Origin of the sequence: Acinetobacter nematophilus (genome assembly GCF_026344175.1) — a bacterium.
Classification (GTDB): Bacteria; Pseudomonadota; Gammaproteobacteria; order Pseudomonadales; family Moraxellaceae; genus Acinetobacter; species Acinetobacter nematophilus.
Genome location: NZ_JAPKMY010000002.1, coordinates 261,595 through 288,218, shown reverse-complemented (window position 1 = coordinate 288,218; position 26,624 = coordinate 261,595). Strand labels below are relative to the sequence as shown.

At 38.4% G+C, this 26,624-nt stretch carries 25 protein-coding genes and 1 pseudogene; 14 read left to right on the top strand and 12 right to left on the bottom strand.

What is annotated here, in order from left to right:
* Positions 1–203: 203 nt before the first annotated feature.
* Positions 204–827 (top strand): hypothetical protein, encoded by a 624-nt coding sequence (locus tag OSH00_RS05075; RefSeq protein ID WP_266129844.1) that lies wholly within the window; start codon positions 204–206, stop codon positions 825–827.
* Between the two features lie 10 nt (positions 828–837).
* Positions 838–1,425 (top strand): hypothetical protein, encoded by a 588-nt coding sequence (locus OSH00_RS05070; RefSeq protein WP_266129520.1) that lies wholly within the window; start codon positions 838–840, stop codon positions 1,423–1,425.
* Positions 1,426–1,473: 48 nt separating this feature from the next.
* Here the strand turns inward: OSH00_RS05070 and prpC are convergent, their stop codons facing one another.
* Together prpC and prpB are read right to left on the bottom strand one after the other, a co-directional pair.
* Complete coding sequence (gene prpC / locus OSH00_RS05065) at positions 1,474–2,610, bottom strand: bifunctional 2-methylcitrate synthase/citrate synthase (RefSeq protein WP_266129519.1); 1,137 nt, start codon at positions 2,608–2,610, stop codon at positions 1,474–1,476.
* A 4-nt stretch (positions 2,611–2,614) separates the two neighbouring features.
* Positions 2,615–3,499 (bottom strand): methylisocitrate lyase, encoded by an 885-nt coding sequence (gene prpB, locus OSH00_RS05060; protein WP_004830929.1) that lies wholly within the window; start codon positions 3,497–3,499, stop codon positions 2,615–2,617.
* 236 nt (positions 3,500–3,735) lie between these two features.
* Here prpB and OSH00_RS05055 point away from each other — a divergent pair, with 236 nt between their 5' ends.
* From OSH00_RS05055 to ppk1, 4 genes are all read left to right on the top strand, one after another.
* Positions 3,736–4,389 (top strand): TetR/AcrR family transcriptional regulator, encoded by a 654-nt coding sequence (locus OSH00_RS05055; protein WP_196077669.1) that lies wholly within the window; start codon positions 3,736–3,738, stop codon positions 4,387–4,389.
* A 124-nt stretch (positions 4,390–4,513) separates the two neighbouring features.
* A complete protein-coding gene (gene argF / locus OSH00_RS05050) occupies positions 4,514–5,434 on the top strand; it encodes an ornithine carbamoyltransferase (protein WP_266129518.1) in 921 nt (306 codons plus the stop codon).
* Between the two features lie 418 nt (positions 5,435–5,852).
* Positions 5,853–6,323: a hypothetical protein gene (locus tag OSH00_RS05045; protein ID WP_266129517.1), complete on the top strand. Its 471-nt coding sequence runs from the start codon at positions 5,853–5,855 to the stop codon at positions 6,321–6,323.
* Positions 6,324–6,525: 202 nt separating this feature from the next.
* Positions 6,526–8,631: a polyphosphate kinase 1 gene (ppk1, locus tag OSH00_RS05040; RefSeq protein ID WP_266129516.1), complete on the top strand. Its 2,106-nt coding sequence runs from the start codon at positions 6,526–6,528 to the stop codon at positions 8,629–8,631.
* Between the two features lie 144 nt (positions 8,632–8,775).
* Here ppk1 and OSH00_RS05035 read toward each other — a convergent pair whose 3' ends face one another.
* The 3 genes from OSH00_RS05035 to OSH00_RS05025 all read right to left on the bottom strand — a co-directional run bounded on the left by OSH00_RS05035 (position 8,776) and on the right by OSH00_RS05025 (position 13,085).
* Positions 8,776–10,005, bottom strand: coding sequence for a CaiB/BaiF CoA transferase family protein (locus tag OSH00_RS05035; protein WP_266129515.1), 1,230 nt, complete (start codon positions 10,003–10,005; stop codon positions 8,776–8,778).
* A gap of 107 nt (positions 10,006–10,112) precedes the next feature.
* Positions 10,113–11,429, bottom strand: a complete 1,317-nt coding sequence (locus OSH00_RS05030; RefSeq protein ID WP_266129514.1) for an MFS transporter — start codon at positions 11,427–11,429, stop codon at positions 10,113–10,115.
* Between the two features lie 432 nt (positions 11,430–11,861).
* Entirely contained in the window at positions 11,862–13,085 is a 1,224-nt protein-coding gene (locus OSH00_RS05025; RefSeq protein WP_266129513.1) for an acyl-CoA dehydrogenase, read from the bottom strand.
* 306 nt (positions 13,086–13,391) lie between these two features.
* Here OSH00_RS05025 and OSH00_RS05020 point away from each other — a divergent pair, with 306 nt between their 5' ends.
* The gene (locus OSH00_RS05020) at positions 13,392–14,345 is read left to right on the top strand and encodes a LysR substrate-binding domain-containing protein (protein ID WP_266129512.1); all 954 of its coding nucleotides are present in this window, start codon (positions 13,392–13,394) and stop codon (positions 14,343–14,345) included.
* A 37-nt stretch (positions 14,346–14,382) separates the two neighbouring features.
* Here the strand turns inward: OSH00_RS05020 and OSH00_RS05015 are convergent, their stop codons facing one another.
* Positions 14,383–14,718 carry a hypothetical protein gene (locus OSH00_RS05015; protein WP_266129511.1) on the bottom strand — a complete coding sequence of 112 codons (336 nt, stop codon included), beginning with the start codon at positions 14,716–14,718 and terminating at the stop codon, positions 14,383–14,385.
* Between the two features lie 134 nt (positions 14,719–14,852).
* Here OSH00_RS05015 and OSH00_RS05010 point away from each other — a divergent pair, with 134 nt between their 5' ends.
* From OSH00_RS05010 to OSH00_RS04990, 5 genes are all read left to right on the top strand, one after another.
* A complete protein-coding gene (locus OSH00_RS05010) occupies positions 14,853–15,281 on the top strand; it encodes a guanosine-3',5'-bis(diphosphate) 3'-pyrophosphohydrolase (RefSeq protein ID WP_196074948.1) in 429 nt (142 codons plus the stop codon).
* A gap of 83 nt (positions 15,282–15,364) precedes the next feature.
* Complete coding sequence (locus OSH00_RS05005) at positions 15,365–16,264, top strand: LysR family transcriptional regulator (RefSeq protein ID WP_196074947.1); 900 nt, start codon at positions 15,365–15,367, stop codon at positions 16,262–16,264.
* A gap of 159 nt (positions 16,265–16,423) precedes the next feature.
* Positions 16,424–17,506, top strand: a complete 1,083-nt coding sequence (gene trmA, locus OSH00_RS05000; RefSeq protein WP_266129510.1) for a tRNA (uridine(54)-C5)-methyltransferase TrmA — start codon at positions 16,424–16,426, stop codon at positions 17,504–17,506.
* 244 nt (positions 17,507–17,750) lie between these two features.
* A complete protein-coding gene (locus OSH00_RS04995) occupies positions 17,751–17,981 on the top strand; it encodes a hypothetical protein (protein WP_004830945.1) in 231 nt (76 codons plus the stop codon).
* Between the two features lie 156 nt (positions 17,982–18,137).
* Entirely contained in the window at positions 18,138–19,205 is a 1,068-nt protein-coding gene (locus tag OSH00_RS04990) for a tetratricopeptide repeat protein (RefSeq protein WP_266129509.1), read from the top strand.
* A 21-nt stretch (positions 19,206–19,226) separates the two neighbouring features.
* Here OSH00_RS04990 and OSH00_RS04985 read toward each other — a convergent pair whose 3' ends face one another.
* The gene (locus OSH00_RS04985) at positions 19,227–19,580 is read right to left on the bottom strand and encodes a YnfA family protein (RefSeq protein ID WP_266129508.1); all 354 of its coding nucleotides are present in this window, start codon (positions 19,578–19,580) and stop codon (positions 19,227–19,229) included.
* 413 nt (positions 19,581–19,993) lie between these two features.
* Between OSH00_RS04985 and OSH00_RS04980 the strand changes: the two genes are divergently transcribed.
* Together OSH00_RS04980 and OSH00_RS04975 are read left to right on the top strand one after the other, a co-directional pair.
* On the top strand, positions 19,994–20,257 hold the full coding sequence (locus OSH00_RS04980) for an alpha/beta hydrolase (RefSeq protein ID WP_266129507.1): 264 nt from the start codon (positions 19,994–19,996) through the stop codon (positions 20,255–20,257).
* Positions 20,258–20,360: 103 nt separating this feature from the next.
* A complete protein-coding gene (locus OSH00_RS04975; protein WP_266129506.1) occupies positions 20,361–20,549 on the top strand; it encodes a hypothetical protein in 189 nt (62 codons plus the stop codon).
* A 217-nt stretch (positions 20,550–20,766) separates the two neighbouring features.
* Here the strand turns inward: OSH00_RS04975 and clpA are convergent, their stop codons facing one another.
* The 5 genes and pseudogenes from clpA to OSH00_RS04950 form a co-directional block, all read right to left on the bottom strand.
* Positions 20,767–23,043 carry an ATP-dependent Clp protease ATP-binding subunit ClpA gene (gene clpA, locus OSH00_RS04970; protein WP_266129505.1) on the bottom strand — a complete coding sequence of 759 codons (2,277 nt, stop codon included), beginning with the start codon at positions 23,041–23,043 and terminating at the stop codon, positions 20,767–20,769.
* Between the two features lie 9 nt (positions 23,044–23,052).
* Positions 23,053–23,469, bottom strand: a complete 417-nt coding sequence (clpS, locus tag OSH00_RS04965) for an ATP-dependent Clp protease adapter ClpS (RefSeq protein ID WP_196074942.1) — start codon at positions 23,467–23,469, stop codon at positions 23,053–23,055.
* A 21-nt stretch (positions 23,470–23,490) separates the two neighbouring features.
* Positions 23,491–24,234: a DUF6776 family protein gene (locus OSH00_RS04960; protein ID WP_266129504.1), complete on the bottom strand. Its 744-nt coding sequence runs from the start codon at positions 24,232–24,234 to the stop codon at positions 23,491–23,493.
* An 80-nt stretch (positions 24,235–24,314) separates the two neighbouring features.
* Positions 24,315–25,364, bottom strand: coding sequence for an N-acetyl-gamma-glutamyl-phosphate reductase (gene argC, locus OSH00_RS04955; protein WP_266129503.1), 1,050 nt, complete (start codon positions 25,362–25,364; stop codon positions 24,315–24,317).
* Between the two features lie 141 nt (positions 25,365–25,505).
* Positions 25,506–26,588: pseudogene (locus tag OSH00_RS04950) on the bottom strand (GGDEF domain-containing protein).
* Positions 26,589–26,624 lie beyond the last annotated feature (36 nt).

Sequence of the window (26,624 nt, the reverse complement as noted above, 5' to 3'; positions counted from 1 at the left end):
AAACAGTAAAAAACATATCCATATTTTTAGTAATTCAACCCATTTTAAAAAGCTCGGAGAGAAAGCCTGTATATGAAATCACGCGTTGAAAAATGTGTACAAATAAAGTCTATCGTTCTACATTAAATGAATCTCTTAAATACTACTTTTGATTGGACAAAATCATGCAACACAATAAAAAAGGACCCAAAAAAAATTCACAAATGCAGATTTTAAAATACCTACTCCTTGGAGTCACTCTTGCAACGTCATTACATTGTAATGCTACTGTTGGTGGCGGTCAGAACATTGAAGTGCTCGGCTATGAAGCGATGGAACAAAAGCTTTATTTACTCAGACATTTTCAAGATGAGCGTGGACGCTTAGCACAATTGTATTATTATCAGTTGAATAGCAGATCACCAGATCGTTTGATTGAAGTTAAGTCGCTGTATGTTAATCCTAAAACCCATCAAATTGATTATGATCAAGATGCTACTCAATTTGAAAAAGACCTGGCTAAAATAAAAAAGCGATTAACACCTTTGCTGATCAGCAATGCCATGACCGCAAAAATTCAGATCGTAAAAAGCCAAACTCAGTATGTTCCTGCTTGGGATGATCCCTCAGAAAAGATTTCTCAGTACAAAACTCTATATAGGGTGAGCACTGGCTCTTTAAAAAGCGGCAGTCAAGAGGTAGTACATTATTCTCCAACAATAAAAATCATTCAGAATTATGTCATACCCCATCAGAATAAGATGTTAGTGGTGATCAAATACTACGGTATTCCTGAAGAAACGGGTTATGATATTGAAGATCCGGTTTTATTATTACCTAAAAAATGATGAGGCAAAAATGTCAAAAATAATCGCGTCCAGTATTTTATTGATGTTTAGCTGTGCTGCTTTCGCAAATGATTACAGTAATATTACACTCGAAGTCCTGGGTTATGATTTAAATACTAATCATATATATGTTGTTGAAAATTCAAAAAGTTATTCCATTCCTAAAGTTTATTATTACTCTCTGAACGAAAAAAAGTATGACTTGCCAAAATATGATGAAAGATTCACAGCAATCAACGATCAAGTTAAGTTTGAGCAAACACTCGCCAAGATTCAGCCCCAACTTAAGCCACTTAAAGCATTGGATCTTGGAAATTTCAAGCTCAATCTCGTTGAACAGAAACAGTCCTCACAACAAGATTCAACACCTCTAACTAGCGTATACAGTTCAATATTCACAGTTCAGGATAGTCAAAATCAAAGTAAAGTGATGAACTTAACCAGTTACAGTCCCGATATAAAACTTAAACAAGCGTTTGAGCTTCCCAGAAACCAAGGTGCCTTGATCACTTTTGAATCCCTCAGCTTGCCTTTTGATGAGGGGTATACACGTGAAGAAGCAATAATCCTATTTCCTAATCGTCAGCTTCCTCAATAAATAAAGCCTTCATGAAGGCTTTATTTTGATCATTTTTGGGTACAGCAATTACGCAGCTGAACGCTCTGAAATTGGAACAACTTTACGCAGTTCTGGACCTGTATAGTCCGCACTCGGGCGAATGATACGATTGTCTGCCCGCTGTTCCATCACATGTGCAGCCCAACCTGTCACACGGGACATCACAAAAATTGGGGTAAACAATTTAGTCGCAATGCTCATAAAGTGATAAGCAGATGCATGGAAGAAGTCTGCATTACAGAATAACTTCTTCTCACGCCACATGACTTCTTCACAACGAACAGATACCGGATAAAGTACTGTATCACCCACATCTTTTGCTAAACGTTCAGACCAAATTTTGATTATGCCATTACGAGGATCATTGTCTTTATAGATCGCATGACCAAAGCCCATGATTTTTTCTTTACGCTCAAGTTTACCCAGCATTTCTCGCTCAGCTTGTTCAGGAGAGGCCCAGTTTTCAATCATTTCCATCGCCGCTTCATTTGCACCGCCATGCAATGGACCACGGAGTGAGCCGATTGCACCCGTAATACATGAATGCATATCAGACAGGGTTGATGCACAAACACGCGCAGTGAATGTAGATGCATTAAACTCATGCTCTGCATAAAGAATTAAAGAAACATTCATGACTTGTTCATGCAACTCGTTTGGCTTCTCACCACGAAGTAAATGCAGGAATTGAGCACCAATTGAATCATCATCCGTATTTTCTTCAATACGCACGCCATCATGGCTAAAACGATACCAATAACAAATGATTGCAGGCAAAGTCGCTAGAATTCGATCTGCAACATCTTGCTGTTCTTCAAATGATTTTTCAGTTTCAAGATTACCCAGCATCGATACGCCTGTACGCATCACATCCATAGGATGTGAGTCGGCAGGAATACGTTCCAAGACTTCTTTTAAAGCCTGTGGTAATTGACGCAAAGATTTTAATTTTGCTTTATAAGCAGCCAACTGTTCTGCTGTTGGTAATTCACCAAAGAAGATCAAATAAGCAACTTCTTCGAATTGGCAATTTTCGGCAAGATCTTGTACATCATAACCACGATAGGTTAAACCTGCACCACTTTTACCTACTGTAGAAAGTGCGGTTTTACCTGCAACCTGACCGCGCAATCCTGCGCCTGTAAGTACTTTTCCTTCAGCCATTTTATTATTTCTCCTGCGTGAACAGCTTGTCTAGAGTATTTTCAAAAGTGTGATAATCAAGGAATTCGTAAAGTTCTTTACGTTGTTGCATGGTATCCAATACATTGACTTGAGTACCATTTTCACGAATAGATCGGAAAACTTCGAGTGCAGCTTTTTGCATGGCACGTGTTGCAGATAGTGGATATAACACCATACTGATGCCCTGTTCACCCAACTCTTCGGTGGTGTAATAAGGGGTATCACCAAATTCAGTAATGTTGGCAAGTACAGGAACACCGACAGCATCACATACCGTTTTATACATGGTAATATCAGTCATGGCTTCAGCAAAAATTGCATCAGCACCAGCTTCAACACATGCACACGCACGGTCGATCACCGCTTGCAAGCCTTCTTTTTGTAAGGCATCTGTACGCGCCATCACCACAAAGTTCGAGTCAGTTTTAGCATCCACTGCTGCTTTAATACGATCCACCATTTCTTGTTGAGAAACGATTTCTTTGTTCGGACGATGCCCACAACGCTTTTGTGCCACCTGGTCTTCAATATGAACAGCAGCAGCACCTGCACTAATCATTTGTTTTATTGTGCGTGCAATATTAAAAGCACCGCCCCAACCTGTATCAATATCGACCAATAATGGGGTGTCTACACGTTCTGTGATACGGCGAACATCTTCTAATACATTGTCTAAGCTTGTCATCCCTAAATCTGGTAAGCCATATGAATAATTGGCTACTCCGGCACCTGAGACATAGATAGCTTTATAACCCACTTGCTTTGCCATCATCGCGGCATAGGCATTGACTGTACCAATGATTTGTAATGGTTTTTCCACTTCTAGCGCTTGTCTAAATCTTAAGCCTGCAGACGTTTGTTGTGTCATATTCCCTTCCACAGTGGTCACTTGTTTATTGAGTTTCGAGTATAGCCATAATTTATAAATCGCATATGACCATTTAGGTATATTACTCTAAAACTTTAGTCAAAGAAAAATGAATTTTGATTCATTTTTTTAATTTATTGATTGTTTTTTGAACAAACATGACAAATCAATGCTGATAAAGAAATTTATTGACATTTTTGCTATAATAATGGCAACGTACTTTTTTTCAGCCATTTATGAACCAAGATTTAGCACATATTGAAGCCTCTGGATGTGATTTCCCACAAACAAAACGTGGTCATGAACGTCGTTTGGCATTGTTGATTAGTGCAAATCAACTTTTTTTGGAACATGGCTATGATGCAGTGTCACTTGATGACATCGTGAATCATGCAGGTGGTTCAAAAGCTTCGATTTATAAATATTTTGGCAATAAAGAAGGCTTGTTTACTGCAATTTGTGACTATCGGCGTGATCTTTTTTTCAAAGATATCTGCCGACCTTTCAACCCGACATGCAATGATCTTCGTGCTTATCTGATTAATACCTTGATCACTTTCTATAAGCATATGATCATGCCTGAAAACATTGCATTTATACGTTTGATCTTTGAACGCTCACAAAAAGATCCAAAATTGGCACTTTATATTCATGAAAAGGGACCTAAACAAGTCCAACTCTCGATCGCCAGTGCTTTAGAACGTTATGCAGAAAATCAAAAATTGGTTTGTGAAAATCCACTCTATTCAGCACAATTCTATTTTGGCATTCTCAGAAATTTAGAATGGCGAATCTTGATGGGTATCGAAATCAAAGATTCTGATCAAGAAATACTCGATTGCATCAGTTATTGCGTAGATCGCTTCCTTCAAGGGCATCAAAAGGTCTAATTTTTTTGCGTTTTCATATTGATATAGTATATTAGATGATTCTCCTTTCTATTTTCATCAACCAACAATGAATTGTTGGTCAATTCGCTATTGGCTTTGACTAGACAATTATTGTGGAGTAACCATGGCTCTACGACATTTTCTTACTTTACGTGACTTATCCACTGCTGAACTGAATCGCATCATTGAACGTGCTTTAGAGTTAAAGCGAAAACAGCACAATAACGAAGTATTCCAACCTTTCGTTGGAAAAGTCATGGGGATGATTTTTGAAAAGTCGAGCACCCGTACACGTGTCTCCTTCGAAGCCGGTATGAGCCAGTTTGGCGGCAGTGCAATTTTTCTATCATCTCGCGACACACAGCTAGGACGTGGTGAACCGATTGAAGATTCAGCACGTGTTATCTCCAGTATGCTCGATATCGTAATGATTCGTACTTTTGGTCACGATATTGTTGAGCGTTTTGCTGAATATTCTTCTGTACCCGTCATTAATGCACTGACCGACGACCACCACCCATGCCAATTACTGGCTGATGTTCAGACTTTTGTTGAACACCGCGGTTCAATTGAAGGCAAAACAGTTGCTTGGATAGGTGATGGCAATAATATGTGTAACTCATATATTGAAGCAGCGCATATGTGGGGTTTTAAATTAAAGATTGCTTCTCCAAAAGGCTATGAACCAAAACCGGAGTTTCTTTCTGAATTCGCTCATTGTGTTGAACTGTTCGAATCTGCTGAAGATGCTGCGGTAAATGCAGATTTGATTGTGACTGACGTCTGGGCAAGTATGGGACAAGAAGAAGAGCAGAAAATTCGTGAGCAAGCATTTGCTGCATATCAGGTCAATGAAACATTGATGAATTTAGCACATCCGGATTGTTTATTTATGCATTGCCTCCCTGCACATCGCGGTGAGGAAATTTCTGAAAATATGCTGGATCATAAGAATGCAGTTGTTTGGGATGAAGCAGAAAATCGTTTACATGCACAAAAAGCATTGGTTGAGTTCTTGATCAATGAAAACTTAAAAAAAGATTAGTTTTCTAAAGTTATGATCAAATCATATCCATCAAATAAGCACCGATTCAGGTGCTTATTTTTTTATCTGTAATCTGTGATCGATAAAATTTAAATTTTATGTATTATCAAAATTCTTTAACTCATTCAAATACGCTCAGTTTAACACTATCTGGATTTTCAACCATTTCAATCTGTTGGATGGCACTATACATATCATATTGAAAAAATTTCAAACCAAGGGTTTACAATATACAACCACAGAATCAACACGCTTAAAAAAGTGTTTTTGAAAAAGAAATAAATAAACCTATCCTATATTTCTCACCAATCCAGATATGAAAATTATGTAAGATTTTAATAAAAATTAGCTGCAAGGCTGGTAGATAATGTTTGTTTCAGTATAATAAATTCATATTTTTAATAAGTGTATTATTCAAATGAATTTCAAAATAATATCTTTATCGATCACTACTTTTTTACTCACTCAATCGATTCCAAGTTATGCAACTGAATTGGATGATTATTTTATTCAGAATCAATTGATTGAAAAAAATTATAAAATCAAGGATTCTAAAAAGTTAGATGAAGTTTTAAATGCCTTAAGTGATGAAGACTCTCGCGTACTTCCTGTACAAATAGATCAAAATACAGTGATTGAAAAAATACGTATGTATCATGATCATATCGATTTAGAAGGTTTAATTACATCTGAGAATTTCAAACAGTTTTCTGACAGTATTGGACAAGAAAAGACGCAGCAACTCCTGATGCAAGGCATGCTTGAAAACTGCCATTTAATCTTTGAAAATGAGTTTCAAAGGCATAATCCTTATTACGTGAAAATGAAACTAAGTTCTGAACAAAAAAGCTATCAACTTAAACTCAAAAATGATCAATGTAGTTTTTAAAAATAACATTTTTGTTATTCAAGATCTTGATGCATTTAAAAGTTGTGAAAATTGATGTGTTTTCAATTGTTATAAGCTGGTAAAAAGCATTGATTTACCCGAGATTTAAAATTGAAATAATTTTCAATATTTTAAGTAGCTGTAACAATTTTGTCATGTAGAATACTTACTATGCCCATCAAGGTCGTTAAGACAGTTTCAAATGACGCAGATCATGCCCGCTTCAAAAAATTTATCCCCAGTTGAATTTCAACATAGTTCAAGTAGCTACATCAACCGTGAAATTTCATTGCTAGCGTTTCATAAGCGTGTGTTGGCACAAGCTAAAGATAAAAATCATCCCTTACTTGAACGTTTAAATTTCCTCATTATATTTTCACGTAATTTAGATGAATTTTTTGAAATTCGAGTGTCGGGATTAATGAAGCAGATTGACTTCAAAACCATTACCACTGCGCCTGACGGTATTCCCAATGAAGTGATCATTGAACAAATCTCTGAAAGTGCTCACCTCGCGATTCAAGAACAATATGACACGCTGAATCATATACTTTTACCAGAACTTGAAAATTACGGTATCAAATTCATCCAATATCATAATATCTTAGAAAAACATCTGGACTGGATTAAGCACTATTTCTTTAAACAAGTTCAACCCGTCGTGACACCCATTAGCTTGGATCCAGCACATCCCTTTCCTCGACTGGTCAATAAAAGCTTAAATTTTATTGTAAGTTTGGAAGGAAAGGATGCATTTGGTCGACAAATTGAATTGGCAATTGTTCCTGCTCCGCGTTCTTTACCGCGTGTAGTACGTCTACCGGATGAATTGACGGATGGTGAAGAACATTACATTTTGTTATCTGCAATCATCCAACAACATATCAGTGATTTATTCCCAGGAATGATTGCAACGGGCTGTTATCAATTTCGTGTGACGCGAAATGCCGATTTGACTCTAGCAGAAGATGTTGATGACCTCGCAGTTGCTTTAAAAGATGAGTTATCCTCACGCCGTTTTGGTCGTGCAGTTCGATTAGAGATTGCCAACAATTGCCCAAACTCGATCAACGATTATCTTCTGGAGCAATTTGATCTTGATCCACAACATCTTTATCAAGTGAATGGGCCGGTTAATTTAACCCGATTGATCACCAATTTTGATATTCCTGAACTGCGTTTTAAACCTTATCAAGCTGTGATTCCAAAAGCCCTCAGAAATTCAAACAAGATCTTTGAAACTTTAACCAAACAGGATGTGCTTTTGCATCATCCTTTCGATTCTTTTAAACCTGTCATCAACTTACTGCGTGAAGCAGCACAAGATCCGAATGTGCTTGCAATTAAACAAACTCTATATCGCAGTGGTCCGAATTCTGAAATTGTACAAGTACTTGCAGAAGCAGCCCGTAATGGCAAAGAAGTCACAGCGGTCATTGAGCTGCGTGCACGCTTTGATGAAGAATCCAATATTACTGTTGCAAATCTTTTACAGGAAGCCGGTGCTGTTGTAGTTTATGGAATTGTTGGCTATAAAACCCATGCCAAAATGATTTTGATCGTAAGGCGTGAAGCTGGAAAACTGAAACGTTATGTTCATCTGGGTACAGGAAACTATCATGCTGGAAATGCACGGATGTACACCGATTACGGTTTACTAACAACACATGAAGCTATCTGTGAGGACGTTCATAAAATCTTTCAAGAACTGACTGGCATGGGGAAACTGTTAAAGCTGAAAAAGTTATTTCATGCACCCTTCACCTTGCATGCCCAGCTTTTGCATTTGATCGAGCAGGAAACTGCGCATGCCAAAGCAGGTAAAAAGGCCCGAATTATCGTTAAAGTAAATGCTTTAACTGAGCCAAAACTCATTTCGGCATTGTATACAGCCTCACAAGCTGGTGTAAAAATTGATTTGATCATACGTTCAATCTGCTGTTTAAGACCACAGATACAAGGGCTCTCCGAAAATATTCGTGTGCGCTCCATTGTAGGTCGCTACCTGGAACACACTCGCGTTTATTATTTCCATAATGATGGTCAGGAAGACTTGTATTGTGCTAGTGCTGACTGGATGGGTAGAAATCTGTTTTCACGGGTTGAAACCTGTTTTCCAATCGAGGATAAAAAACTGAAGAAGCAAATCATTGACTATGGTTTACTCAGCTATCTCAAAGACAATGTGCGTGCATGGGAATTGGATGCAAATGATCAATGGCATGCAGTAAGCCCAAAAGATGGAGAAGAAGCACATATTGCACAACAAGTGTTAATGCAACAACGTACTCTTCCAACCACGGCTTAGACAGCGATTACACCACTCAGCAAAATCATGGTCATTATCCAGCCTTTCTTTAACTTTAATAGGCGAAAGGCTATTTTGATCCTATCAGATGAACTGCGCTTATCATGTACAAGCTATCCTATTCATTATTCATTTTAGTTGAGTTTAAAGCCCCATCCCATCAATAATGCCCTGCTGTTTCAATTGCTGTAATTCATCATTCGTATAAAATTTTCCTAGGATCTCTTTTGTATGCTCTCCCAAACGTGGCGGAGCATTGCGATACTGGATTGGTGTTCCTGACATTTTGATCGGAGAACCAATCATTTTAAAGTCAGTATTCTCCGCATGCGGAATATTGACCACCATTTTACGAGACAGAATTTGTGGCTCATGCAAAGCATCTGCAACTGAATTAATCATGCCCACAGGCACTTTGACAGCATGGATGGCATCTACCCAATGTTTCGCATCATTGTTCAAGAAATACTCAGACAACACTGCAATTAATTCATGCCGATATTTCACTCGATCTTGATTCCGAATGTAATTAGAATTATCCAGTAATTCAGGTTTGCCTATCGCCATACACAAATCTTTAAATTGCTTGTCATTTCCACAGGCAATGATAAATTCCTTATCTCGAGCTTTAAAAGTCTGATACGGCACGATATTGGGATGACTATTGCCCATCCGTTTCGGTGCAATACCTGAGCTTAAATAATTCATGCCTTGATTGGCTAATCCAGCCACCTGCACATCAAGTAGAGATAAATCAATATACTGTCCAACTCCTGTGTGTTGGCGAGCAATAATCGCGGCTTGGATCGCAATGGTTGCATATAAACCAGTTTGAATATCTACAACTGCCACACCGACTTTTTGTGAACTTGCACCCAGCTCACCTTCTTGCTGTCCTGTGATACTCATCAAGCCTGACATACCTTGAATGATGAAATCATAACCTGGCTCCTCAGCACGAGGTCCATCCTGTCCAAATCCAGTAATTGAACAGTAAATCAATTTTGGATTGATTTGACTTAAAGTCGCATAATCCAAACCATATTTTTTTAACGACCCTGCTTTAAAATTTTCAATCACCACATCTGCTGTTTGGGCAATCTGTTGTACCAGTTTTTGACCGTCTTCTGTTGCAATATCAATCGCAACAGAAGATTTATTACGATTTGCGGCTTGATAATAGCCCGACTCTCGAGTGGGTTGCCCCCGTTGATCAAGCATCCAAGGTGGTCCCCACATACGGGTATCATCTCCCACTTTGGGGCGTTCGATTTTAATCACCTCTGCGCCTAAATCTGCCAAAACTTGCCCGCACCATGGACCAGCAAGTACTCTACTGAGATCTAATACGCGTATGCCGTGTAATGCACTCATCTGTTTTACCTCTATCCGAGGAGCAGTTAACGCTCCCGCAAATTCATGATTGAATTGAACCTAATAACAATGGGTTGTATCCTAAGCCGCTTATGCTTGACCAATAACTATTGTTGTTGCGGATCGTATTGACGGTCTTTAATGAATAGGCCTGGCAGTATACCAGCCACAAAATAAGCAGCCCCCATGACAATAAAGGCTGTCATAAATGTCCCGCCTGAGGCCAGAAATCCAATGGTTGCAGGTGCAATTGCAGCACCAACACGCCCTATGTTATATGCTCCACCAATTGCTGTACCGCGGACATCAGTTGAAAATGATTCAGCCATATAGGTTGCATTTACACCATAAGGAATTCCATACAGGAAGCCAAACGTAATCAATAAATACAAAATGTTGTCAGGCGTATTAAAGAAAATAATGATTGGAAGGAAAACTGCGCTGGCGATGGTGCCAAAAACAAATACTGCACGACGATTGAACTTATCTGCCAGATAGCCTGCCAATATTTTCCCTAAAATCATTGCTGTATATGAACCCACCATATAACTGGTTAGGTTTTTAAAATTCATATGCACTTCAGTTTCAAGATAGCTTGGCATCCAGTTATTGATCCCGTAATAACCGAACTGTAAGAAGAATGCAGTCGTCATCCACAGTAAAAACATTTTACGGTGCTTGAAGTTGGCAAAAATCTGCTTGTAAATACTGCTACTTTTGGGCTTTTCTTGAACGACTACATCAGGTTTCTTTTTCACTTGAAGCTGTTCAATTTTAGTCAGTTGCCAAGATTTTGGTTCTGGTACAAATCGCTGTAAGAAAATATTGATAAACGCTGGAATGACTGTAATAAAAAATAGCACCCGCCAACCTTGTTCCGGAATAATCGCACCTGCTAAAAGGGTGGCTACAATATAGCCCACTGTTTGCCCTGTTTGTAATGTACCCAGTACCGTTGTTCGATACGTGGTGGGTACATACTCAGCCATCAAGGTATTACATGCCATATATAATGCACCAATCCCTAAAGCACCAATAAAGCGCAGCGCCATAAATTGCTCAAAGCTCTGTGTAAAACCCAATAAGCAGGTCGCCACTGAAAAAAAGGTTACAGAATTTGCAATGGTGCGTACTCGACCAAATTTATCACACGCCCACCCGCCTAAAATTCCACCGATTCCCATCCCTGCCAGTGAAGCACTGCCCAAAGCACCCGCTTGAAAAGTAGATAATCCAAACTCACCTTTTAAACTGGTTAAACTATAGGACAACAACATAATATCTACGCCATCAACCACCATGGCAAAATATGCAAACAATAGCGCCCATTTCCACGTGTTTGGTCCTATTTTTTCATAAGTACCAATATTCGATGGCAGGTTGCCTTTTGCTGTAACAGCAACTGATTGAACCTCATTGTTCATTTTCCTTTACCTCATTTTCCCAAATGAGTCATCGGTTATCTTTCATCTTTTCTCTACTGATTCCGTTATTGTTTTTATTCAATATCGTTTAGGAATGAAGTAAGAGTATTAAAGGGCTGTTCACAATTTTTCCATGTTTGCGACCAGATATGTTTTAAACGATACGCGGCGTGAAATACGAAATTTAGTCATGCTAAATAATGATCAATACTGTTTACTAAGGGAACGATGACCTCGTAAAGACACAATCCTTGCCCGCTGCGCATTGCAGTGCAATCCATCTATGAAATGGCTACAACCCTTAAAGATAATGAGATATTTTCACGATGAATCCTTCTATCGTTGATGTTTTTTACCTAAATCATGACTGAATTTAAGGTAAAAGATGCTACATGGATGTTGATTTAACATCCATGTTATAAAACCAATAAATTAATTAGAAAAAGCGGCAATGCCTGTTTGTGCACGCCCAAGAATTAAAGCATGTACATCATGTGTACCTTCATAGGTATTCACTACTTCAAGATTAACCAGATGACGGGCAACGCCAAATTCATCACTAATACCGTTTCCACCCATCATGTCTCGTGCAACGCGTGCGATATCTAAGGCTTTACCGCAGTTATTACGTTTAATTAATGAGGTTCCTTCAACCGAAGCCATTCCCTCGTCTTTCATACGTCCAAAGCGCAGTGCAATTTGCAAGCCCAATGCAATTTCGGTTTGCATATCCGCCAATTTCTTTTGCACCAATTGATTTGCAGCCAAAGGACGACCAAACTGTTTACGATCCATAGTATATTGATGGGCAGTGTGCCAACAGAACTCAGCAGCCCCCATTGCCCCCCAAGCGATGCCATAACGGGCACTGTTTAAGCAGGTAAACGGACCTCTTAAGCCACGAATTTCAGGAAATGCATTTTCTTCAGGCACAAAAACATTGTCCATTACAATTTCACCTGTAATTGAGGCACGTAATCCCACCTTGCCATGAATGGCTGGTGCGGAAAGTCCTTCCCATCCCTTTTCCAAGATAAAACCACGAATCTCTCCTACATGACCTTCAGCAGAAACTTCCTTTGCCCAGACAACAAACACATCAGCTATTGGGCTATTGGTAATCCACATTTTTGCACCCGTCAGACGATAGCCACCTGTGACTTTTTTAGCGCGTGTAATCATGCTTCCCGGGTCAGATCCATGATCAGGTTCAGTTAAACCAAAACAGCCTATAAACTCACCTGATGCCAATTTTGGTAAATATTTCTGCTTCTGTTGTTCCGAGCCAAATTCGTTAATCGGTACCATCACCAATGAACTTTGCACACTCGCCATTGACCGATAACCAGAATCCACACGCTCAATTTCACGGGCAATCAGACCATAACTCACATAATTAAGTCCTGCGCCGCCATATTGCTCTGGAATTGTAGGTCCTAATAAACCCAACTCACCCATTTCACGAAAAATCGAAATATCTGTCTGTTCATGGCGGAACTGCTCAAGCACTCGAGGCATGAGTTTATCTTGTGAATAAGCATTGGCAGCATCACGAATCATGCGTTCTTCTTCAGTGAGTTGCTGCTCCAATAAAAAAGGATCTTGCCAGTTAAACTGTACATGTGGTTTTTTCGCTGAATTGACCATTTGATTCATCGCATCCTCTGCTTGATGTATTTTGTCTTGTTGCAGTTGATGTTATGTGTGAAAAATCATTCTTTCAAACGATAAATTTTCACTCAGATATTCCATTTATGCATATCTTATGTTTTTATAAATTCAGTAATTGAATAGCTTTTATTGTTGACAGATCTAAATCACCAATTATCTTGTTTTATTTTCATAGACTTACAAACACCACTTAAAGTTGTGTGAAGTGCTGATGATTTTATTTTTGTCAAAACTGTAGCCAGCCCTGTTAAATCGGTCTTTAAAATAGCCCTAGATATTCAAGGAGTGAATATGCGTAGAATGATCCCTTCATTACAATCTTTAATTTGTTTTGAGGCTGCTGCCAAACATTTGAGTTATACCTTTGCAGCACAAGAATTACATCTGACTCAAAGCGCAATCTCTCGTCAAGTGCAGCAATTGGAAGATTTTCTGGGATTACATTTATTCAATCGAACTCGACATGGTGTTGAACTGACCCAAGCAGGTGAACATTATTATAAAAATATAAAATCTCATTTATTGGGCATTGAGCAAAGTACGCTTGATTTAATCAGTCATAAAGGTTTAGGCGGCACATTAAAACTCGGTGTCGTTCCTACATTTGCAACACGCTGGTTACTGCCGCGACTATACAAGTTCAATGCAGTCTATCCAGAAATTACCATCCACCTTGAAACCAGTACCAAACCTTTCTTATTCAGCGAACATATTTTTGATGCTGCAATTTATACAGGAACACCGGCACAAATCGAAAATTGGCCAGGGGCAAAAATTCATTTCTTAATGAATGAAGATGTCGTTCCCGTCTGTTCAGCTGAATTAATTTTTAAGTATTTTCCCGAATTAAAAACGACCTCAGGACATTTAACTCGCAGCCTCACTGCAGAAGAAATCGCCAGCTTACCCCTACTGCAACAAACCACACGGCCTTATATTTGGAAAGAATGGTTTGAAGTGAATGGCTATGAACATCCTTTTGCACTGGAAGGGCAACGACATGAATTATTTTCAATGCTTGCTGTAGCAGCCACTCATCATATGGGTGTTGCACTTATTCCTCAGAAACTTCTGGAAAAAGAACTACGTTCAGGTGATTTAGTGATCGCTTCTAATATTAAACTTAAAGGCTCACGTGCTTATTATTTTGTCTATGCTGAACAGCAGCAATCACCACTCATTGCAAAATTTGTTGAATGGCTTCTTGCTGAAGTAGAAATTTCCAAAAATACATTTATGCAATAAAAAGCCTATCCCCATATCAAGTAGGTTTTGATTGCGTTTAAGCACTAAATCCAATATAGCGATAAATTTCTTGAGAACCGACTGAACCTAGACTTGTTTTATAAATCATATAGTTTGCATATGTACTTTGACCCAGCTCATTAAAAATATTTAATCCTTGATCATCATGCTGATGGATTTCATCCACACTGCGTTGCATCGTTTGTTCAAATTCATCTGCAATATATTCGAAGCCCAAATCCATAGCGATAAATAAAGTATGCTCGCAAGGTTGAAGATATTGCTCTTCATTCCAATCAATCACTGCATGTGTGCAATGCGGGCATGTAACATTTTCTTGAGAATTTTCTAGAGTGATCAGTTGAAATGGCATACGCTTTAGAACAAAATAAAATTGTATTTTAAACCAGTTGGCAAAATTAAACACGGGATTTAAACACTACTCTTGCCAGTTTAAAATTGCTTGTTAAATCTTTTATAAATAGAGAAAATATAAATAAGGATACTATGTCAACGATTGAAAAAGCGATTGCTTTAGCAGCTCGTAAACACGCAGGTCAAAAAGATAAAGGACAGCAACCTTATATTTTTCATCCATTGAGACTAATGTTTAAAGTTAAAACTGCTGAACAGCAGATAGTTGCTGTGTTGCATGATATCTTAGAAGATACCGATACCACTGTGGTCGATTTGATTTCTCTGGGTTTTAGTCAAGAAATTGTTGATGCCATACTTGCATTGACTAAAAAAGAAAATGAATCTCGTATCGAAGCAGCATACCGTGCGGTAAAAAATCCCATTGCGAGAATTGTCAAATTAGCAGATGTCGCAGACAATATGGATCTTTCCCGGATTCCACATCCCACCACCAAAGATCTTTTGAGGCTGGAAGAATATAAACAGGTCCAATATATTCTAATGGCGGGTACAGCTTAAATCCTTTTTTTCACAATTTACAATTGACTTGATGCAACGATTAAGGTTAAAAAAGCCAAATTGTCGCAATAATGGAATGTCTCATGCTGACTGATTTGGATGATTTTTATTGTTTTGGTTTGGTTGTTGAACACGGTGGATTCAGTGCTGCTGAACGTGCAACCGATATTCCAAAGTCTAAACTGAGTCGCCGAGTCTATAATCTTGAAGAAAAACTGGGCGTACGTCTGATTCAACGCAGTTCCCGTCATTTTGCTGTAACTGATATTGGCATGAACATATATCGCCATGCGCAAGTCATGATGAATGCTGCTCAGTCTGCACATGATTTGGTGGATCATCTTAGTGAACAACCACGAGGTGTAATTAAAGTCAGCGTACCTGTTACTGTTGCGCAAAGTGAATTATCCAAAATTTTACCTGCTTTCTTAAAAACCTATCCTGAAATTAAAGTGCAGCTTTTGGTCAGCAACCGTCGTGTTGACATTATCAATGAAGGTTTTGATCTCGCCCTACGTGTCCGAGCAAATTTGGATGATGATCCAAGCTTGGTCCTGAGAAAATTTGGGAATATTGAACAGCATCTGCTTGCAAGCCAAGCTTACTTAAATGAATTTGGGATGCTAAAAAAACCTGAAGATTTAACTGAACATCGTATTTTAAGTATGGTCGATGAACATTTGGATCAGCAAATGATTTTGCATGATGGTCAAAACCAGCAGAAAAAAATTAAAGTCAATCCTGTGCTTATGGGATCAGATTTAATGATGCTTGCAAAATTAGCCAGTCAAAACTGTGGCATCGCTCTACTCCCAGATACAATTGCCAATGATTTTGTTGCATCAGGTGAGTTGGTACGTGTATTGCCTGATTGGAAAGCGCCACATGGTATTTTCCATGCAGTTTACCCTTCACGCCGTGGGTTACTCCCTGCTGTACGGGTGTTTATTGATTATTTAGTCGAACATCTTAGCAACCGTTAAGTGCAGATTCCACTCAAGAGTTGAAAATAAGGATTCACGGAATCTGATTCAAAGTCTTAAGCAGAATAAATTAAGTAAGATGGGGCGTTATTCGGTGTCCATCTATTGCTATTTTTGATACCATCATCACTGCTTAATTCCAACGTTTTTCTGATTTATATGACTTCATCTTATCAACAACAACTTGATGCCAAAATTGAACGTATTCAATCTCAATTTGCAGAATTTAATCCACCATCACTGGAAGTCTTTGTATCACCTGAACAAAACTTTCGTATGCGTGCAGAATTCCGCATTTGGCATACGGAAGACGATATGTTCTACGCCATGTTTGAGCGAGATGAAAATCAGCAGAAAACAGTTGCACGTATTGATGAATTTCCTATAGCAGATCTTAGCATCAATCAACTTATGCCTATTTTATTGGCTGAATTGAAAACCTGTCCGCAGTTATCCAAACGTCTTTTCGAAGTGCATTTTCTTGCAACACTGAAAGGTGAAATGCTGGTCTCGTTAATTTACCGTGCTCCTTTAAATGAAGAATGGGAGGTTTTAGCAAAACAATTGGCTGACAAACTGAATATTAAAATTATTGGACGTAGTCGTGGCCAAAAAATCGTATTGAGCGATGAGTTTGTTGTTGAAGAATTACAGGTATTCGAAAGAAAATTTCAATATAAACAAATCGAAAGTAGTTTTACTCAACCAAATGCACAAGTCTGCCAAAAAATGTTGGAGTGGGCTTGTCAAGCAGTAGATGGCGACAATCAAGACTTACTGGAACTGTATTGTGGCAATGGTAACTTTACCCTTCCCTTGTCGTTAAATTTCAAGCGTGTTTTGGCAACTGAGTTGGCAAAGTCTTCAGTCTATGCTGCACAATGGAATATTGAGCAGAACAAAATTGATAATATTCAGGTAGCACGACTGTCTGCTGAAGAGTTTACCCAAGCGTATAATGGTGAGCGTGAATTCCGCCGTTTACAGGAAGCAGACATTGATGTGCAAAGCTATCAATTTGATACTGTTTTTGTTGATCCTCCACGCGCAGGGATTGATGACGATACGCTCAAATTACTGCAAGGTTTTGACACGATTCTTTATATCTCATGTAATCCAGATACTTTATACCGCAATCTGGAAACCCTTACCAAGACCCATAAAATTGTTAAATTTGCGATGTTTGACCAATTTCCTTACACCCATCATATTGAATCTGGGGTTTTGCTTAAAAAGATTTAAACAATTTATTACAACCGCAACATGCCATGAAAGATTTCATGGCATTTTTATTTTTTAAAATACATATATATATATCAATAACATATAATTATTTCTTATATTTAAATTTAAAAACATCACTTAGAAAATATTTAATGATTGGCAAATTCAGTCTATAACTCGACCATTTACCATGCCTGCTATCTTGAATTTTATAAAAAAACGTCTATATTTCGAACTATGTTAGGTTGCGTATGAAGGCTCTATGAGTTTTTGGCAAAAGCTGTTTATGGCTAAAGATACTGTGCAAAATGAACATAAAAATCAGATTGCATGCGTTGAAAATGATTGCTCTTGTAAATCCAATGATCAACTCTTATCTGCGTTGATGAATACTACAGATCAAGATGTGATTACTGGAATTAAGAAAGTACTGATCTCAAGAGGTTTCAGTAAAAAAGAGTTAAACCAGTTACAGCATCCACCTATTCAATAGTCATGGATGACCACTAAGAAAAAGCATTCAGTTTACTGGATGCTTTTTTATTACAGTCTTGACTATCTTTTTTATAAACCACTTACAACAAATTTTGCTGTTTGTCCTAAGCTTCTATACAATAATTTGCAATAATATAAAAGTGAAGTATTGATCTTGAAAATAAAAAACCTCTTCTTATTATTATGGCTGAGTTGCTCTTTTACCTACGCTGAGATCAGCAGTGATGATCTTCAAACCATTGAAAATTTAACGGACCAGGTTTTAGGAAATAAAAAACTAGCCCCACTGGAACCTCAGATCAAAGCTCAAATCAAAAAATCACAACCCACTGTGCAACAATTATTTAAAGCTGAAGAAATTAATTATAATGATTCAGTCTATTTACACAATTATGCAATCATTACTTCCGGATATGCTGAATATTTGCTTGATCAAGATTGTGCAGAACTTTCACATCCGATCCAAGAACTGGCTGAACAAGCTTATCTCGCATTACAGAAACGCGATCCTAAAGATAGCATTGCATTAAATAATTTTGGACTTTTCTATGCACAAATGTCTGTTTATTACCGAAAAAATAGCGATCCAACACCTCGTTTAACTTATTTGCTTAAAGCGGAGCAATTATTTGAAACTCTGATTCAAATTAAACCTAAGGATGAAGAATATGAAAGAAATTATTATGCTGTATTGAGCGATAAATTAATGTTGCTACACAAGTATCATCGAGATACAGAAGAACAAAAACGTTTGGTGAATATTCTCAAAAAGCCCTTATTTCAGTTTCTTGCTGATCCTGATCAACCTTTTGATTCTGGTAACTTTGTTATTCTGGCACAGCAATACTATCAAGGCTTAAATAGAGAGAACCCCAAAGCAGCTGAAAAATGGTTAAGGGATAATCAACAAAAAATTGAAACAGTGGTCAATAAAAATCGTAAGCATACTCAGCGTGAAAATGAATTTTTAGCTGAATTCTATGCCTTATTGAATCAACCTGCTAAAGCACTGTCGTATTTAAAGCAATTAGAATTTTCAGATGAGAACAGCACTGAACCCTCTTCTTTTGAAAATGAGCCCAATCTAGCAAATTTAAGATTGAACCCTGAATATCAAAAATGGTTTAAAAAATATACTCAAGATTATCAAGAATACCGGAAAGCATTACCTGAAGTTTGTAAAATAACTCAGTTAGAAACAACGAGAAACCCAGTATCTTAAATTGACTTTTTGCAAAAACATTTAACGAATCAGCCCTTGTGGCTGTAAAATGATCACCAAAGCACCAACCATCACAATACACCCACCGAGTAAATCCCAACGGCTGAGAGTGACTTGATCAACAAATCTCAGCCACATCAAGGCCGAAAAAATATAGATTCCGCCATAAGCTGCATAAATCCGCCCAGATGCTGCCGGATGTAAGGTCAATAGCCAAACAAATACAGCTAAGCTTAAAGCAGTAGGTATCCATAACCAATGGCTTTTGTTTTGATTTAAAATGAGATAAGGAAAATAACAACCTAGAATTTCAGCAACTGCCGTAACTAAAAATAATAAAAGCGTAGTGAACACTTTATTAAATGCAATATCCATTTCTACTCAAGCGTAATTGATGTTGTAAAAGTATAGGTGATTTTCACAGAATATCAGCAATAAATTTAATCTCCTTGAGGACTGATTCAATTTTTAGTATTCACCTATTGCCTAGGTTGAACTAAAAAAAATCCTACATTAAAGCATCCATCGATTATTTTATATGCAAACAAATGTGTTAAACAAAAAAACTTTAGAAACTTGGCGGTTCAAATGAACATCCACTATATGCGATGTGGTTTGTTAATGATTTTCTTTTAAGTCAACAGACTAGAGCAGCAGCATTCACACTTCCGCTTTGGACTTACGCATCCATGACAAGATAAAATCCAAATACAGTTGTTAAGCATGGTGCAGTTAGCCATATTGACTCCACTTATCTCAGGGTATACCTACCCAAACATAGCAATCATGTGGCGATTCTGACGATTAGCGGTGGCGGATATCCACGAGAAGAACTTGCCATAGAAAGCACCCCCACATCAGAGTTTCTACAGTACCACGGTTTTACTGTTTTTGAATTGGTTTATCGACCGCCCAATCAAGATGCCAATAACGCGCTTGCACCATTTCAAGACGGCCAAAGCGCTATACGAATCATTCGTTCACAGTCGAATCGATTCAATATCGATCCTGAAAAAATTGGTGTTTTGGGTTTTTCTGCTGTTGGACATTGAGCTGGCATGATCACCACGCAATCGGCATATAAAGTTTTCAACGCTTGATGATTCATTAGAACAGATCTCAACAAAACCGAACTTTACTTTATTGTTGAATCCCGTGATCAGTATGCAAGCACCCTTAGAGTACACACATGCATATAAAAGTTTGATGGGACAAAAACATGATTTGCTAGAACAAACTTTCTTTTCAGTGGATTTACATGTTAACCCACAAACAACACCTATCTTTCTAGCCCATTCGATTGGTGACCCGATAGCTTCAGTTCAACATAGTTTAGACATGTAAATGGCTTTAGAGAACAACAGAATCCCTTATGAAATTCATTGATATAAAAAAAGGCCTAGGAAAGGCAAATACAGAAACAATGCAATGGCGTAATTTATTACTCGATTAATCGCATGGTTAAAAAATTAATATTTTGCCAGTTGATTATTCAAACAAAAAATAACCCGTAATCAATACGGGTTATTTTTTAGAGCGCCGATATCAAGATCATCAACCATTATGCTGGTTCAGCAGTTTGGTCTTCAAAAACCTCAAGTGTTAAACCAACAGCTTGACCATTCTCTTTTTTCACTGAAACGGCTACATTTCCGCCATGATCGGCAAGCTCTCCAAATAAGATCATTTCAGCAAGTGGTTTCTTCAGATGTTCTTGAATTAAGCGTTGCATTGGGCGAGCACCCATCAAACGATCATAACCATTTTCAGCCATCCAGTCACGCGCAGATTGATCAACCTCAAGTACCACCTTCTTGTCATCAAGCTGTGCCTGCAACTCAGTTAAGAATTTGTCAACCACTGATTCAATCACTGTGGTAGGTAAAGCTTTAAACTGAATCACGCCATCCAAACGATTTCGGAATTCAGGCGCAAATGCACGTTTCATCGCCTCCTGATTGTCATTGCTGTTGTCTTGTTCTGTAAATCCAATGCTGGTTCGAGAAATACTTTCTGCCCCAATATTGGTAGTAAGTACAATAATCACATTACGAAAATCAGACTTGCGTCCATTGTTATCGGTTAACGCCCCATGATCCATGACTTGTAATAACAAGTTGAATACATCCGGATGCGCTTTTTCAATTTCATCCAATAATAGTACGCAGTGCGGATTTTTATGGATGGCGTCTGTCAGTAAACCACCCTGGTCATAACCTACATAACCTGGAGGTGCACCAATCAATCGTGATACAGCATGACGTTCCATATATTCAGACATGTCAAAACGTACAAGCTCTACACCTAACAATTTGGCCAACTGTTTGGTGACTTCTGTTTTACCAACCCCTGTTGGACCGGCAAAGACAAAACTCCCGACTGGCTTGTCTGGTGCTTTTAAACCGGCTCGTGACAACTTGATCGCAGATGCAAGCGCTGTAATTGCCTCATCTTGACCAAAGACAACACGTTTCAGATCACGTTCTAAGTATTCCAATACAGATTTATCATCTTTAGAGACAGTTTTAGGCGGAATACGTGCAATCTTAGAGATGATATCTTCGATATTCTCAACCGTGATCAATGTATCGTCCTGTTCTGCTTTTAAACGGCGCTGTGCTCCGGCTTCATCAATCACATCAATCGCCTTGTCTGGCAAGAAACGATCGTTGATAAATTTAGCAGACAGCTCAACAGCAGAAATTAAAGCAGAATCATCGTATTTGACATGATGAAAGTCTTCAAACTTGCTTTTTAAACCGCGCAGTATATCGATTGTTTCTGAGATCGATGGCTCATTCACATCGATTTTTTGGAAACGACGTGATAAAGCATGATCTTTTTCAAATACTTGACGGTATTCTTGAAAAGTGGTTGATCCAATGCAGCGTAAAGTGCCATTCGCCAAAGCTGGTTTGATTAAGTTCGACGCATCCATCGTGCTGCCCATACTTGAACCGGCACCAATAATCATATGGATCTCATCAATAAATAGGATCGCATCCGGTTTCTTTTTCAAAGCATTCAGCAGCTGTTTTAATCGTTTCTCAAAATCACCGCGATATTTAGTGCCTGCAACCAACGCACCGATGTCCAAACTAAAGACTTCAGCATTGGCAAGTGGTTTAGGCGCTTTACCATTCACAATTAGCCAAGCTAAACCTTCTGCAATCGAAGTTTTACCCACGCCTGGATCACCCACCAGTAGAGGGTTATTTTTACGACGGCGGCAAAGAATTTGAGCAGCACGCTCAATTTCTTTTTCACGACCGATTAAAGGATCAGTTTTGCCTTTTTGAGCTTCAATATTTAGATTTAAAGTATATAACTCAAGCGGACCTGCATTTGCTGAAGCGCTTGATTCACCTTCCAAGTCATCAGATTCTTCTTCAACCTGAATCTCTTCTTTGCGTGCGCCATGCGATAAATATTGAGTTAACGTCAAACGATTGATCTGGTGACGTTTGAGTAAGTAAACAGCAAAAGAATCACGTTCAGAATACATCGCCACCAGGACGTCTGCACCTTCAACCGTGCGGTCACCGCCACTCGACTGAACATGGAAAATTGCGCGTTGCAATATACGATCAAAACTTTCTGTTGGATGAGGGGCTTGGTCGCTGTTTTCTCCTAATTTAGGTGTATGTTGCTCAACATACTCTTCTAATTCTTTACGCAAACTGATAATTTCAGCACCACATGCTTTTAAGGCATTTACTGCTGAGTCATTGTCGAGTAAAGCTAATAATAAGTGTTCAACCGTAAGAAACTCATGTCTCTTTTGACGAGCCATGCTAACAGCCAAACGGAGTGAAACTTCTAATTGACGACTGAGCATGAAACCCCCTTATTCTTTTGGCTCAATCTGACAAAGTAATGGATGACCTTGAGATCGAGCATAGTTGTTTACTTGGTTGGCTTTTGTTTCCGCAATATCTCTCGGATATACGCCAGCTTCACCTTTGCCTTCATAATGTACTGTTAACATTACTTGAGTGGCTTGGTCAAGATTCAAAGCAAAGTATTGTTGTAAAATTTCAATAACAAAGTCCATTGGCGTATAGTCATCGTTTAGCAAAATGACTGAATACATCGGTGGTCTTTTTATTTCAGGGGGAGCTGTTTGGACAGCAACATCCCCTTGTTCGTGATGGGGATCTTCTGATTGGCTTGCACGAATATTCAAATGCCAATCTACATATCCTGAATCACGGAACGATGATTTCACTTCATTTAAACTCATTTGACGCTTATTAGTTCGCATATTTTCCAAAATACTTATGATTTATTGAGAATTAGCTTCTGCTTGAGGTACCTCAGCAGCAAATGCGGCTGCACTGTCTACCGCCTTTCCGCGTGACCAACTGAATCGCTTAATGACTGGTGTAGCACCATTTAAACGCACTTCGATAAATTGTGGATTGAAACCTTTCGGCATCGTCCAGCGACCTGTTAAACGTTCATAATCAGTAAAATTGTAATTCGCATCAGTCATGGGTACAGTCAACACTTCTGTACCACTGATTAAACGAATTTCCACTGTCCCTGTAGCACGTCTTGGACTCACTTGGATAAGATCCAGTTGATATTCGTAAGCATTTTCAGGCAAAGGTTTAACCGCAAGATTCTGAATTGTTAAGCCTAAACCACCACGTTGTTTTAACACTTCACGGTAAATTGCACTCATTACATCGATTTGTGATTTTTCTGCATTGGCTTTATTCAATGCTTCTAGTAAATCATTGGCATTAGACACAGCCACATCACGTTCTTGTACAGTGGCATTTAAGTTTTTATTTAACGTAGCCAGGGTCGTTTTTTGTTGTTTAACCACTTCTACCAATTGTTCCGCGTCTGCATCAAAACCAACAACAGTAAGTCCTTGACGGTGTCCAACTGTGTAGCCTAAAAGTACACTACCCGCACATAATACGACACCCCCGATCACCAATGGCATATTGCCTTTAAGAAAAGGTTTTTTTGGTGTTTGAGCTGGTTGTGACGCGGTATTTGTTTCTGTGTTCTGCATCGTCATCTCTAAAGTATTGATCGCATCAAAACACACATTTAACCGCAAAGTTAAATGTGTGTGAAGTTATAAAGCGTTTTTTATGGTAATAATCCGATACCTTTTAAACCAGCATCTTCAGCAAAACCAAACATTAAGTTCATATTTTGTACTGCCTGACCCGCAGCCCCTTTCACTAAATTATCTTGCACAGATAAAACAATCAATTTTTTTGGTTGCGGCTTGTACAATGCAATTCTTAGTTGGTTGGCACCACGTACTGAACGCGTTTCAGGTGAGCTGTTGGCCGGCATGACATCTACAAATGTTTCATCAGCATAAAACTGCTCATAAAGTGTTTGTAAATCTACATGTTCACCCTCATCCGTCAGATCAATATAAATCGTACTGAGCATGCCGCGAATCATCGGCACTAAATGAGGGACAAAGAGGATATGATCAAATACACCTTGTTGCCCTGAAATATTTTCAAGTGCCTCGACAATCTCAGGATGATGACGGTGTCCTGCAACGCCATAAGCCTTAAAGTTGTCGGCATTTTCAGAATAGATCATACCTAAATTGGCTTTGCGTCCAGCACCAGACACACCTGATTTTGCATCGATAATAATACTTTCAGGTTTAACCAATGTTGCAGTTTGTTTAAATAAGGGTGCTAAGCCCAGTTGTACTGTTGTCGGATAACAGCCTGGGTTTCCAACCACTTTCGCTTGCTTGATCTGTTCGCGGTTAAGCTCAGACAAACCATATACGGCGCCTGTCAAAATGTCTGGACAGGCATGCTGCATTCCATACCATTTTTCAAATTCAGTTAAATTTTTTAAACGAAAATCAGCTGCTAAATCAATAATTTTAGTATTTGATGCCAATAGTTCTTCGGCATGTTTCATTGCAACACCATGCGGTGTTGCAAAAAATACTACATCACATTTTTTGAGTTCATCAATTTTTAAATCTGAATATTTAAGTGTTGTATGTCCACGCAAACTAGGGAACATATCATCTACTCGACGACCATCTTCAGTACGCGATGTCAGTACATTCACTTGAACATTTGGATGTCGCAGTAAAAGACGCAACAATTCAACGCCTGTATAACCCGTTCCACCGACAATACCCACTGAAATCACGTTTTTTACCTCGATTTAAATGTATCCATTCTGTATGAACTGTAGTATGACAGGAAGTTTATGCTTTCTAAACTGTTTTACTTGGTTTTTTATCGTTTTAATCGCCGTACAAATCTTAATTTGCATCGTTTCAGGCATCCATTAGCCTTGAATAATGCAATTACGACCAGCACGCTTGGCGGCGTATAAACATTTATCCGCAGATTCAATGCCGAGTGCTAGATTTCGATACTGCACCTGAACAAGTCCGAAACTGGCTGTCAATACAATATTTTTCGAAGAAAAAACTTCATTTTCAATGCTGATACGTATTTTCTCAGCAATTTTATAAGCAAGTTCAGCATTGGCAATGTGTAATAAAACAATGAATTCTTCACCTCCGAAACGCCCGACCAAGTCTTCTTTTCCAACATTTTGACTGACCAAATTACTGACTCGCTGTAAAATTTGATCACCAATCAGATGCCCATAGGTGTCATTAATTTTTTTAAAATGATCTACATCACACATCAGTAAAAAATATTGTGTTTGGGATAAATCAATTAGACTTGTTTTGGCAGCATCATAAAACCCACGGCGATTGAGCAGATGTGTCAGTGGATCTCTTGAACGATCATCGTTCAATTTTAAAATAATATCGCGAACCAACGTTCCTACAACAATAATCGCAAACCATAAACTCAACAGAATACTTGCGGCTAGCATCATCAGCCACCACACCGAATCTACAAGCATATTGGTTTGAACGTTTTGCAGACAACAATAGACAATAACGCTACGGGAAAAAGTATATAAAACTATGAAAAGTTAAGAATAATCTACTAATTTATTCAGCCAGTCCCCATGTTGATAATCTTTAAAAAGCGATGGCAAGACTAAAGACTCAATCGTTGCAATGGCTAAATTCAAAATCAGCATTCTGACCCAGAGCTGTTCATCAATATATGAAAAGTAAATGAGGAATGGCAATGTTAATCCAGTTAAAATAACTGCCAATAAATTATGAGCATTTCCATTTTTACGTAATGCCATTGCATAAGCGCTTGTCCAAGCGCCGAATAAATAGAAACAGCCTAAAAGTGGTGCTGTTAATGTCAACTGCTGGTTAGTCATAAAGCTTTGCGCAGCCAAAGAAAATGACGGCACAATATATCCAAGCCCCAACCAAAATAAATATGCAGGTGCTTTAAAAAAGAAGTGACAAATCAGAAGCAAACTACCCATTAATATCAGGCAGATGGGCACAATTAAAATAAAGTA